The following is an 11,588-nucleotide window of genomic DNA, read 5'->3' on the forward strand; positions in this document are numbered from 1 at the left end:
ATCGCCGTCGGTGAAGGCGCCAAGGCCTCGCTGAGCGCCTTCGATCACCTGATCCGGTCGTCCGCGCCGGCCTGAATCGAAGCGCAAAAAGAAGGGGAGCAGCCGCGAGGTTGCTCCCCTTTTTCATTGCGTGCCGTTTGCTAGGCGAGCGCCGGACTGTGAAGCACGCAGCGATTGCGCCCTTCGTGTTTTGCCTGATACAGCGCCTGATCGGCCTGTTGCAGCAGACGTTCGTAATCCGGATGGCCGTCATGCACTGCCATCCCGATGCTGACGGTGACCTGCAGAACTGCTCCATTGGATAGACGGAACTGCTCACGGGCGATGCGCTCGCGCAGCTTCTCTGCCGCGGCAAACGCCTTGTTGGCATCTATGTCCACTAATACCAGCAGGAACTCTTCGCCGCCCAGGCGGAACGCATAGTCGCCACCGCGGGTGTTGCTGGCCAGCAGCGCACCGACCTGCTGCAGAATCTGGTCACCGCCGTCATGGCCATGGGTGTCGTTGATGCGCTTGAAGTGGTCGACATCGATGGCGAGCACGCCGAAGGTGTTGTTCGACTGGCGCGCGTAAAGCACTTCCTTGGCCATCACCACCGGCAGGAACTTGCGGTTGAGTAGCCGCGTCAGCACGTCTCGGCCGGCCTCGAGGTCGTTGGCCTGTTCGAACAGGCTGTCGAGCAGAAACTTGATCGAGCGGGTCTGCTCGCGGATCTGATGCAGCTTGCCCAGCCGCGCACTGGCGTCCTGCAGCCCGCCAATGGCTTTGAGCTCCTGATCGATGCGCTCGATATAGTCGAGGATACTGGCGCTTTCCGGCGAACCCTGGAACGCGTGGGAGGCCTTGTGGCGGAACCACAGGCCGAACTCGGAACCCGCCAGCTGCGGCAGCGCGCCGGTCAGGTTGCCGATCGCCAGGTCGAACATCAGCTGATTCTCCCAATCGAGCAGTGCCGCGCGCTGTCGCTCCTTTTCGACGCCGATGTTCTGCGAGACGGAGAACAGCCGATAGGCCTCCTCGGCGCGGGAGTTGCGATCGTGAGACTGGGAATAGGCGAAGCAGATGATCTCCACCGCCAGGTCGATCAGGTCGGAACCCATGCGGGCCGCTTTGCGTCGCACTGGCTCGGCGAGATCGCGCTGTTCCAGCAACTGGCGCAGGCGGCCCTTGAGCGAGCGGGAGCCGCGCAGCACCAGGCTGACCGGAATCTCGATGCGGGCGTGGATGTCGCCGACCTTGCGCTGGAGGTCGATGACGGCGTCGAGGTCGCTATGGGCCGTCGACGAACATACCGTGACGATCCACTTCTGCATCGATTTGCCGAGGCGGTTCTTCACCTGATCGTGGGACAGGAAGCTGGCCGAATGGGGATCGGCAAGCATCTGGGAATAGAAATGCTCGGCCAGCTCGGCGCTCTTTTCTTCGGCAACGGCCTGCAGTGCGATAGCCGCTTCGGCAGGATAGCCGTCCAGCAGGCGCAGCCATTCGGCGACCAGCTGGTGGTTGGGTATTTGCTGCATAGGGGACTCGTGAAGCTGAGGCGGGCGTCCCTGCCCTGCCTCAGCGTAGTGATCAGAGGGTCGGGCGACCCTGAGCTTCGAGCTGGCTGACTTGCGCGTTGATCCAATCTTCGGCGCGTTGATTGAGCTCGGCGATGGCCCGCGGGCTTTCGCTGTCGGCGAACATGGCCGGGCCGATCACCACCTGGATGGTGCCGGGACGCTTGCCCCAACCGGCCTTCGGCCAGAACATGCCGGCGTTGTGCGCGATGGGCAGCACTGGCAGACCGGCGTTGACTGCCAGGGCCGCGCCGCTGCGGGAGAACTTGCCCTGTTCACCCACTGGTACGCGGGTGCCTTCCGGGAAGATCAGCACCCAGGCGCCCTGCTCCAGACGCTCGTGACCCTGCTTGGCGACCTGGCGCAGCGCCGCCTTGGGGTTGTCGCGATCAATGGCGATCGGCTTGAGCAGCATGATCGCCCAGCCGAAGAACGGCACGCGCAACAACTCACGCTTGAGCACCTGAGTCAGCGGCTCGAAATAGGCCGAGAGAAAGAAGGTTTCCCAGGTGCTCTGGTGCTTGGCCAGGATCACGCAGGGACGCGCCGGCACATTTTCCGCGCCATGCACCTCGTAGCGCAGGCCAACCAGCGTCTTGCCCAACCACACGGCGCAGCGACACCAGTTCTGTACCACGAAGCGATAGCGCGCGCGGAACGCCATGAACGGGGCGAACACCAGACTCACCAGGCACCAGGCGAACGCGGTGAACGCCAGCATGAAGTAGAACAGGGCGATACGAACGGGTAACAGGAGGCTCATCGAGAACTCTCAAGTAGATGATCGACAACAGCGGCAAGGTCATCGAAGACCCGAGTGCCCGGCGGCAGAGTACCCTCCAGGGTGCGCAGGCCTTTGCCGGTCCTGACCAGATAAGGCACGCCGCCGAGCAGCATGCCGGCGTGCAGATCGCGGTGACTGTCGCCTACTACCGGTACACCCTTCAGGTCCGCCAGACCGAAATGCTCGGCGATGCTGCGGAACATTCCAGGCTTCGGCTTGCGGCAGTTGCAGCCGTCGTCCGGGCCGTGTGGGCAGTGCACGATCAGGTCGATGCGCCCGCCCTGCTCCATCACCAGCTGCTGCATCTTGAAATGCATGTCGCCGAGGGTGCTCAGATCGAACTTGCCGCGCGCGACACCGGACTGGTTGGTGGCCACCGCCACCGTCCAGCCGGCTTTGCACAGCCGCGCGATGGCTTCCAGCGACCCGGGAATGGGGATCCACTCCTCCAGCGACTTCACGTACTCGTCGGAGTCCTCGTTGATTACCCCGTCGCGGTCCAGCACGATCAGCTTCACGGGCTTAGCCAAGTGCGGAAATATCGGCAACGCCAAGGAACAGTCCTCTCAGCCGGGCCAGCAAGGCATAACGATTGGCACGTACCGAAGCGTCTTCGGCATTTACCAGCACCGCCTCGAAGAAGGCATCCACCGGGCCACGCAGGTGCGCCAAACGCTCCAGCGCCTCGCGGTACTGACGCGCGGCGGCCAACGGTTGTACCGCCTGCTCGGCCTGCTGAATCGCCGAGTACAGCGAGAACTCGGTGGCGTTGTCGAACCAGCGTGGCTCTACCGCTTCCGGCAGCTTCGCATCGAACTTGCTCAGCAGGTTGGAGACGCGCTTGTTGGCGGCAGCCAGGGACGCCGCTTCCGGCAATGTGCGGAACGCCTGCACGGCCTGCACGCGCTGGTCGAAGTCCAGCGCCGAACCAGGCTGCACGGCACGCACCGAGAGGTAGGCAGCGACGTCGACGCCTTCGTCCTCGTAGCGCGCACGCAGGCGATCGAAGATGAACTCCAGGACCTGATCGGCGAGGCCGGCCGACTTGACCTGCGTACCGAACTGGCCGATGGCGAAGTTCACTGCCTCGACCAGGTTCAGGTCCAGCTGCTTCTCGATGAGGATGCGCAGTACGCCAAGGGCGGCGCGGCGCAGGGCGTAGGGGTCCTTGGAGCCGGTCGGCAGCATGCCGATGCCGAAGATCCCGACCAGGGTATCGAGCTTGTCCGCCACGGCCACAGCTGCGCCAGTGAGTGTGCTCGGCAGCTCGCCGCCGGCACCGCGCGGCATGTACTGCTCGTTCAGCGCCAGCGCCACATCTTCCGGCTCGCCGTCGTTGAGCGCGTAGTAGTAACCGGCAACGCCCTGCATTTCCGGAAACTCGCCAACCATCTCGGTGGCCAGGTCGCACTTACAGAGCAGGCCGGCGCGCGCGGCGCGCTGCTTGTCGCCGCCGGTACGCTCGGCGATCAGCCCGGCCAGGCGCGAGACGCGCTCGGCCTTGTCATAGACGGTGCCGAGCTGGGCCTGGAATACCACGTTTTTCAGGCGTTCGTTGAAGCTGTCGAGCTTCTGCTTCTTGTCCTGCTTGAAGAAGAACTCGGCGTCGGTCAGGCGCGGGCGTACGACTTTCTCGTTGCCGGAAACGATCTGCGCCGGGTCCTTCGATTCGATGTTCGCCACGGTGATGAAGCGCGGCAGCAGCCTGCCGTTGGCGTCCAGCAGGCAGAAGTACTTCTGGTTGTCCTGCATGGTGGTGATCAGCGCTTCCTGCGGCACTTCGAGGAAGCGTTCCTCGAACGAGCAGACCAGCGGCACCGGCCACTCGACCAGCGCGGTCACTTCATCGAGCAGCGCCGGCGGCACGATGGCCGTACCGTTCTGCTCGGCAGCCAGCTGCTCGACGCGCTTGGCGATCAGCTCGCGGCGCTCGACGAAGTCGGCGATCACATGGGCGCCACGCAGGTCTTCCAGATAGCTGGAAGGCTTGGAAATATGCACCTGGCCCGGGCTGTGGAAGCGGTGGCCGCGGGATTCGCGTCCGGCGCGCTGGGCGAGGATCTCGCAATCGATGACCTGCTCGCCGAAGAGCATCACCAGCCACTGGGTCGGACGGACGAACTCTTCCTTGCGTGCGGCCCAGCGCATGCGCTTAGGGATCGGCAGATCGTTCAGCGAGGTCGCGACGATACCCGGCAGCAGTTCGGCAGCCGGTTGGCCCTCGATGGTACGGCTGAACTTGAGCTTCGGCCCGCTGCGATCGATCTCGGCGAGGTCGACGCCACACTTGCGGGCAAAGCCCAGGGCAGCCTGGGTCGGCTCACCGTCGGCGTCGAAGGCGGCCTGCATCGGGGGGCCGTCGAGGTTGATGCTGCGATCAGGCTGCTGAGTCGCCAGCTGCTCGACCAGCACCGCCAGGCGGCGCGGCGCGGCGTAGGCCTGGGCTTTCACGAAGTCCAGGCCGGCGTCCTTCAGGCCCTTCTCGATACCGGCGCAGAAAGCTTCGGCCAGCTTGGCGAGCGCCTTCGGTGGCAGTTCTTCGGTACCCAGTTCGACGAGGAAATCCAGTGCACTCATTCTGCAGCCTCCAGCTTGGCCAGCACTTCGTCACGCAGTTCGGGGGTGGCCATGGGGAAGCCGAGTTTGGCCCGGGCCAGCAGGTAGCTCTGGGCGATCGAGCGGGCCAGGCTGCGCACGCGCAGGATGTATTGCTGGCGCGCGGTGACCGAAATGGCACGGCGGGCATCGAGCAGGTTGAAGGTGTGCGACGCCTTGACCACCATTTCGTAGGCCGGCAGCGGCAGCTCGGCAGCCATCAGACGGTTGGCCTCGCTCTCGTAGAAATCGAAGAGTTCGAACAGCTTCGGCACATTGGCGTGCTCGAAGTTGTAGGTCGACTGCTCCACCTCGTTCTGGTGGAACACATCGCCGTAGGTCACGGTGCCGAACGGGCCATCAGCCCAGATCAGGTCGTAGACCGAGTCGACGCCCTGCAGGTACATGGCCAGGCGCTCGAGACCGTAGGTGATCTCGCCGGTGACCGGGTAGCACTCCACGCCGCCGACCTGCTGGAAGTAGGTGAACTGGGTGACTTCCATGCCGTTGAGCCAGACTTCCCAGCCCAGACCCCAGGCGCCCAGGGTCGGCGATTCCCAGTTGTCCTCGACGAAGCGTACGTCGTGCACCGAGGTGTCGACGCCGATGCGGCGTAGCGACTCCAGGTACAGGTCCTGGATGTTGTCCGGGTTGGGCTTGAGCACCACCTGGAACTGGTAGTAGTGCTGCAGGCGGTTGGGGTTCTCGCCATAGCGGCCATCGGCCGGGCGGCGCGAAGGCTGAACATAGGCGGCGTTCCAGGTCTCGGGACCGATGGCGCGCAGGAAGGTGGCGGTGTGGAATGTACCGGCGCCCATTTCCATGTCATAGGGCTGCAGGACCACGCAACCCTGCTCGGCCCAGTAGCTTTGCAGGGCGAGGATCAGGTCTTGGAAGGTGCGCACGGCAGGCGTAGTCTGGCTCAAAATTTCACCTGTGCTGGGCTTCGACAGAAAGCCTCGAAGTATACCCCCCGCATGGTCGCGCTTGCGATGGTTTCGGCCATCGGACGAGGCCTGCGCAAGGAGACGACATGCCACGTTGCGCCTGGTGCGGCACGGACCCGCTGTACATCGACTACCACGATCGCGAATGGGGCGTACCGGCCCGCGATCCGCAGGTACTGTTCGAATTCCTCTTGCTCGAAGCCTTTCAGGCCGGGCTCTCCTGGATCACCGTGTTGCGCAAGCGCGAGCGCTACCGGCAGGTGCTGTTCGGTTTCGATGCCGAACGCCTGGCGCGCATGAGCGATGCCGAGATCGACGAGCGCATGCTGGACCCCGGCATCATCCGCAACCGTCTCAAGCTCAAGGCGGCGCGGCAGAATGCCCGCGCCTGGTTGCAGCTGGAGGATCCGGTGGGTTTCGTCTGGTCGTTCGTCGGCGGCGAGCCGAAGATCAACCGCTTCGAGCGCATCGATCAGGTGCCGGCGGTCTCCCCTGAGGCCGAGGCGATGAGCCGCGCGCTTAAGAAGGCCGGCTTCAGCTTCGTCGGCCCGACCATCTGCTACGCCTACATGCAGGCCTGCGGCATGGTCATGGACCACCTGACCGATTGCCAGCGCCACGCCGAGCTGGCCGGGATGCTTGAAACACTGCACGCCTGAGCTGCCAGGATGTATGTCGTTGCCGCCGCTGCGCCTGAAAGCTGGCGACGGTTGCAGGTAGACTAGGCAACCTGAAAATTTCGGAGTGCGGTGTGGAAAAGCTCAAAGGTGCCATCGTCGTCGGCTCCCTGCGACTGTTCGCTCGACTGCCCTGGCGCATGGTCCAGGGCCTGGGCTCGATGATCGGCTGGCTGATGTGGAAGCTGCCGAACCGCTCGCGGGACGTCGCGCGAATCAACCTGCACAAGTGCTTCCCCGAGCTGAGCCCGGCGGAACTCGACGCCCTGCTCGGCCGCACCCTGCGTGAAACCGGCATGACCTTCACCGAAAGCGCCTGCGCCTGGATCTGGCCGGCGGCAAAGACCCTGAAACTGGTCCGCGAAGTCGAAGGCCTGGACGTGCTGCAAGCGGCGCTGGCCTCGGGCAAGGGCGTGGTCGGCATCACCAGTCACCTGGGCAATTGGGAAGTGCTCAATCATTTCTACTGCGCGCAATGCAAGCCGATCATCTTCTACCGACCGCCGAAACTGAAGGCGGTGGACGATCTGCTGCGCCAGCAGCGTGTGCAGCTGGGCAATCGCGTCGCGCCCTCGACCAGGGAAGGCATTCTCAGCGTCATCAAGGAGGTTCGGCGCGGTGGTGCGGTGGGTATTCCGGCGGACCCGGAGCCGAGCGAAGGCAGTGGCATCTTCGTGCCCTTCTTCGCCACCCAGGCGCTGACCAGCAAGTTCGTGCCCGGCATGCTCGCCGGCGGCAAGGCGGTTGGGGTGTTCCTTCATGCATTGCGTCTGGAGGACGGTTCGGGCTACAAGGTCGTCCTCGAGGCCGCGCCCGAAGGGATGTACAGCGAAGATGCGGAAACTGGCGTAGCGGCGATGAGCGCAATGATCGAGAAGTATGTGCGCGCCTATCCCAGCCAGTACATGTGGACCATGAAGCGCTTCAAGAAACGCCCCTCCGGCGAGAAGCGCTGGTACTGATCAGGCTCAAACAACAACAACAGGGACGAGCGCATGCAAAACCAGAGACAGCATCCGCGTACCAACATGAAGTGCCGCATCCGCATTGCGCATCCGGCCTTTGGCGAGGTCTTCGCGCAGACCCGTGATCTATCCGATGGCGGCGTCTACGTCCGGCATCCGGAGCTGGTGGTGCTGCATCCCGGCGACGAGGTGACCGGCCAGGTCCAGGACCTGCCGATTCCGGCGCCGGAACTGCGAATGGTGGTGATGCGGGTGGATGCCGAAGGGGTCGGCCTGCAGTTCGTGCACGAAACCTGACCGCTGGCCGCGGCGCGCCGGTTCAGTCGGGCGTCAGCCGGTCGAGCCGGCGCAGGAATACGGTCATTTCCTTTTCCGCCTGCTTGTCGCCCTGGGCGTTCGCCGCGGCGATTCCGCGCTCCCACGCCTGATGGGCGCCGGGCTTGTCGCCATCGGCCTGCAGCGCCTTGCCCAGCAGTTTCCACGCGGCGGAGTATTTCGGATCGAGTTCGACGCAGCGGCGCAGGTGCTCTGCCGCCCGCCCCGGCTGCCCGGCATCCATGTAGCCCTTGCCGAGGCCGAAACGCAGCATCGGATTGTCCATGCCTTGGGAAAGCATCTTTTCCAGCGATTCGAGCATCTTGAAGACCTTTTCGGTGCAGCGCTCCGGGGCGTTTCCTCACTTTAGTGCATCGCCGCCGGCGGGCAATAGCGGCAGCATACGCCATTGGTCTTAGCTGCTGCGGGGCTTTCGCCGTCTTCGTGTGGGCTGGGTCGCAAGCGGCTCAGTGGGCCTCGTTGACCGCGCTGAGAAACTCCCGGGTGCGTTCCTCGCGCGGGTTGTTGAACAGCTCGTCCGGGCTGCCCTGCTCGTGAATCCGACCCTGGTGGAAGAAGCACACGCGATCGGCGAACTCACGGGCAAAGCCCATCTGGTGGGTCACCATCAGCATCGTCAGGTTGTGCGCCTCGCCGAGGCGGCGGATGACATTGAGCACTTCGCCGCAGAGCTCCGGGTCCAGCGCCGAGGTCACTTCGTCGAACAGCATCACCTTCGGCCGCATCGCCAGTGCGCGGGCAATCGCCACGCGCTGTTGCTGACCGCCGGAGAGTTGCGCCGGGAAGTGCTCCAGCTTGTCCTCCAGGCCGACCATGGCCAGCAGCTCCTCTGCCCGCTCGCGGGCCTCGCGCTTGCTCAGCCCGAGCACCTGCACCGGCGCTTCCATGACGTTCTGCAACGCGTTCATGTGCGGGAACAGGTTGAAGCTCTGGAACACCATGCCGACCTTGCCACGCACCCGTCGCAGGTGACGGGCATTGGCCGGCACCAACTGCCCGCTGGTGTCGGGCATGTGCGTCAGCGGCTCGCCGTCGACCTCGATCACGCCTTCGTCAATGCCTTCCAGGGTCATCAGCACCCGCAACAGGGTGGATTTGCCCGAGCCGCTGGGGCCGATGATCGCGACCTTCTCGCCTTCCTCGATCTGCAGGTCGAGCCCGTCGAGCACGGTCAGTTCACCGTAGCGCTTGGTCACGCCGGCGAAGCGCACCAAAGGTTGCGCCTGCTCCGGTTGTTGCGGCGTCGGGTTCAGGGTGTCCGTGGACTGCATCGGCGTATTCATCGGGCCAGCTCCATGCGGTTTTCCAGACGGCGCACGCACCAGGCGAGGCCGAGGCTGAGAATGAGGAAGAACAGGCCGACCATGGTGATCGGCTCCAGATAGCGGAAACTCTCCGAGCCGATGTTCTTGGCCCGCTGCATGATTTCCACCACGGTGATCGCCGACAGCACTGGCGTGTCCTTGAGGATCGAGATCAGGTAGTTGCCCAGCGCCGGCAGCACCGGACGCAGCGCCTGCGGCAGGATCACGTCGCGGTAGGCGGTCCAGGGCTTCATGTTCAGCGCGGTGACGGCTTCCCATTGCGAACGGGGCACCGCATCCAGGCCGGCACGGTAGACCTCGGCGGTGTAGCAGGCGTAATGCAGGGCGATGCCGATGATGCCTGCCTGCATCGCGCTGAGGTTGAGGCCGTAGTTGGGGAACACGTAGAAAAGGAAGTACACCTGGATCAGCAGCGGTGTGCTGCGGACGAACTCGATCAGCCCGGTGATCGGCCAGGATAGCCAGCGCAGGCGGCTGCGGCGGCCAATGGCGAGGAACAAACCGAGCACCACGGCAATGGCGAAACCGGCCAGGGCGATGCCGATGGTGGTCAGCGAGGCATCCAGCAGGCGCGGCAGGATCTCGCGGGCGAACTGCCAGTCGAAGAAATTCATGACAGGCCTCCGCGCATCCGCCCGCGGGCCAGCCGGCGTTCCAGCTGGCGCATGCCGAAGTTGATCGCCTGGGCCAGGGCGAAGTAGATCACCAGCGCCAGGCCGAAGATCTCCATGGTCATCAGCGTCGCCTGATCCAGCTGGCGGGCGCGGAAGGCCAGATCCGACAGGGTGATCAGCGACACCAGCGAAGTGTTCTTCAGCAACTCGATCAGCAGGTTGGTGCCGGGCGGAATTGCCGCGAGCAAAGCCTGCGGCAGGATGATTCGGCGCATGCGTGTCAGCGGCGTCATGTTCAGCGCCTGACAGGCTTCGTGCTGGCCCTGGTGTACCGAGCGGATCGCGCCGCGCAGCACCTCGGCCCCATAGGCGCCGATGTTCAGACCCAGACCGACCACGGCCACGGCGAAGGCGCTCATTTCGACATTGAACGGTGGCATCGGCAGCACGAAGTACAGCCAGAACAGCTGCACCAGCAGCGACGAGCCGCGGAAGACCTCGATGTAGGTGATGGCCAGCCAGCGCAACGGCGTCACTGGCGAAAGCCGGGCCAGCGCGGCGATCAGCGCGCAGGCGATGGCCAGCAGTGAGCCGAAGAAAGTCACCTTCACGGTGACCCAGGCACCCTGCAGCAGCAGAGGAAGCAGTTCGATCATGATGGCGCTATCCGGTTTTCCGGAGCGCTGAGCGAGGCTGCGCAAACAGCGGCGCAGCCTTGGTCAGCGTTCACAGGCGGGACAGCGGTCGGCGGCGCCAACCAGCCGCCCCGACGGGCTTCAGGCGCCGCAGAGCTCGGCGGCAGTCTTGTCGGTGATGTTGGAGCGATCAAAGCCGAATGGTTCGATGGTCTTCAGATGCTCCTCGCTGCCCAGCCACTGCTTGAGCTCGGCATTGACCGCGTCACGCAGCGCCTTGTCCTGCGGACGGAAGGCCAGCGCGCCATAACCGGCACGGGCTGGATCGTCCTTGAAGTCGGCGATGGCCTCGACATCGTCACCGGCCTTGTCCGCCAGCCCCTTCATGGTCAGCTGGGTGCCGATGGCGGCATCGGCGCGACCACCGCGCACGGCCTGCAGCTGCGAGGTGGTATCCGGGACCTGCAGGATCTGTGAATCCTTGATGCCGGCCTTGCGTGCGTAGCCGAGGTTCACCGTGCCGGACATGATGGCGATCTTCACGTCGGGGTTGTTGGCGATGTCCTCGTAGCTGCGCAGGTTCTTCGGGTTGCCTTCGGCCACCAGCAGGGTGTCGAGCAGGCGATAGTGCGGGTCGGTGAACAGCACCTGCTTGCAGCGTTCAGGGGTGATGTACATGCCCGCTGCGATGAGGTCGAAGCGCCCGGCGCGCAGGCCGGGGATCAGCGAGCCCCACTCGGTCAGTACCGGTTTGATGGTGTCGATCTGCATGCGCTCGAACACCTTGCGCACGATCTCTGGCGATTCGCCGGTGACGCTTCCGTCGAGAGCGGTGTAGGCGAAGGGGGTTTCATTGGCGTAGCCGATGCGGACGCTGCTGCTGTCCTTGATGTCTTCCAGGGTATCGGCCTGGGCCAGGCTGGCGAAACCGATGCTGGCCAGGGCGGCGCAGCCGATCAGCAGCCGGCGGGAGCGTGTCGGGATGGTGCTGTTCCTCATGGAGTTTCTCCTGTTCCTTGTAGAGACCCGAGGAATCGGATCGTTATTTGTCTAGGAGGGGCAATTGCTCGGGCTCATTTAGGGACTCTTCTGACGACGAATGGTGCGGTGAAACCGAGCGACGATAGCTTGGCTCAATCGTCAGGCCGCGC

Annotated in this window: 14 protein-coding genes; 4 read left to right on the top strand and 10 right to left on the bottom strand. The window is 64.4% G+C overall.

Going from position 1 to position 11,588, the window contains the following annotated elements; genetic code table 11:
• A partial coding sequence (locus CW305_RS24025; RefSeq protein WP_425444922.1) for a hypothetical protein occupies positions 1-75 on the top strand: 75 nt, incomplete at its 5' end.
• A gap of 65 nt (positions 76-140) precedes the next feature.
• Here CW305_RS24025 and CW305_RS19265 read toward each other — a convergent pair.
• The 5 genes from CW305_RS19265 to glyQ are packed head-to-tail and all read right to left on the bottom strand — an operon-like array spanning position 141 to position 5,864.
• Positions 141-1,520 carry a GGDEF domain-containing protein gene (locus tag CW305_RS19265; protein ID WP_102833148.1) on the bottom strand — a complete coding sequence of 460 codons (1,380 nt, stop codon included), beginning with the start codon at positions 1,518-1,520 and terminating at the stop codon, positions 141-143.
• 52 nt (positions 1,521-1,572) lie between these two features.
• Positions 1,573-2,322, bottom strand: a complete 750-nt coding sequence (locus tag CW305_RS19270) for a lysophospholipid acyltransferase family protein (protein ID WP_014818493.1) — start codon at positions 2,320-2,322, stop codon at positions 1,573-1,575.
• Positions 2,319-2,861, bottom strand: coding sequence for a D-glycero-beta-D-manno-heptose 1,7-bisphosphate 7-phosphatase (gene gmhB / locus CW305_RS19275; RefSeq protein ID WP_023446443.1), 543 nt, complete (start codon positions 2,859-2,861; stop codon positions 2,319-2,321). The genes CW305_RS19270 and gmhB overlap by 4 nt, the downstream gene beginning before the upstream one ends.
• A gap of 4 nt (positions 2,862-2,865) precedes the next feature.
• Positions 2,866-4,920, bottom strand: a complete 2,055-nt coding sequence (glyS, locus tag CW305_RS19280) for a glycine--tRNA ligase subunit beta (protein WP_104098668.1) — start codon at positions 4,918-4,920, stop codon at positions 2,866-2,868.
• Positions 4,917-5,864, bottom strand: a complete 948-nt coding sequence (glyQ, locus tag CW305_RS19285; RefSeq protein WP_003284253.1) for a glycine--tRNA ligase subunit alpha — start codon at positions 5,862-5,864, stop codon at positions 4,917-4,919. Before glyQ ends, glyS begins: the two co-directional genes overlap by 4 nt.
• A gap of 107 nt (positions 5,865-5,971) precedes the next feature.
• On the opposite strand from glyQ, the gene CW305_RS19290 reads away from it, so the two are divergent.
• From CW305_RS19290 to CW305_RS19300, 3 genes are all read left to right on the top strand, one after another.
• Entirely contained in the window at positions 5,972-6,544 is a 573-nt protein-coding gene (locus tag CW305_RS19290; RefSeq protein ID WP_104098669.1) for a DNA-3-methyladenine glycosylase I, read from the top strand.
• Between the two features lie 92 nt (positions 6,545-6,636).
• A complete protein-coding gene (locus CW305_RS19295; protein WP_104098670.1) occupies positions 6,637-7,524 on the top strand; it encodes a lysophospholipid acyltransferase in 888 nt (295 codons plus the stop codon).
• A gap of 33 nt (positions 7,525-7,557) precedes the next feature.
• Complete coding sequence (locus CW305_RS19300) at positions 7,558-7,824, top strand: PilZ domain-containing protein (protein ID WP_014818498.1); 267 nt, start codon at positions 7,558-7,560, stop codon at positions 7,822-7,824.
• Positions 7,825-7,846: 22 nt separating this feature from the next.
• Here the strand turns inward: CW305_RS19300 and CW305_RS19305 are convergent, their stop codons facing one another.
• The 5 genes from CW305_RS19305 to ehuB all read right to left on the bottom strand — a co-directional run bounded on the left by CW305_RS19305 (position 7,847) and on the right by ehuB (position 11,436).
• Complete coding sequence (locus CW305_RS19305) at positions 7,847-8,164, bottom strand: tetratricopeptide repeat protein (protein WP_014818499.1); 318 nt, start codon at positions 8,162-8,164, stop codon at positions 7,847-7,849.
• 145 nt (positions 8,165-8,309) lie between these two features.
• Positions 8,310-9,146 carry an ectoine/hydroxyectoine ABC transporter ATP-binding protein EhuA gene (ehuA, locus tag CW305_RS19310; RefSeq protein WP_023446438.1) on the bottom strand — a complete coding sequence of 279 codons (837 nt, stop codon included), beginning with the start codon at positions 9,144-9,146 and terminating at the stop codon, positions 8,310-8,312.
• Positions 9,143-9,802, bottom strand: coding sequence for an ectoine/hydroxyectoine ABC transporter permease subunit EhuD (gene ehuD, locus CW305_RS19315; protein WP_014818501.1), 660 nt, complete (start codon positions 9,800-9,802; stop codon positions 9,143-9,145). Before ehuD ends, ehuA begins: the two co-directional genes overlap by 4 nt.
• Positions 9,799-10,458, bottom strand: coding sequence for an ectoine/hydroxyectoine ABC transporter permease subunit EhuC (gene ehuC, locus CW305_RS19320; protein WP_014818502.1), 660 nt, complete (start codon positions 10,456-10,458; stop codon positions 9,799-9,801). Before ehuC ends, ehuD begins: the two co-directional genes overlap by 4 nt.
• Before the next feature lie 120 nt (positions 10,459-10,578).
• Complete coding sequence (ehuB, locus tag CW305_RS19325; protein WP_102833143.1) at positions 10,579-11,436, bottom strand: ectoine/hydroxyectoine ABC transporter substrate-binding protein EhuB; 858 nt, start codon at positions 11,434-11,436, stop codon at positions 10,579-10,581.
• Positions 11,437-11,588: the final 152 nt, after the last annotated feature.

This window comes from Stutzerimonas kunmingensis, assembly GCF_002929225.1.
GTDB lineage: Bacteria > Pseudomonadota > Gammaproteobacteria > Pseudomonadales > Pseudomonadaceae > Stutzerimonas.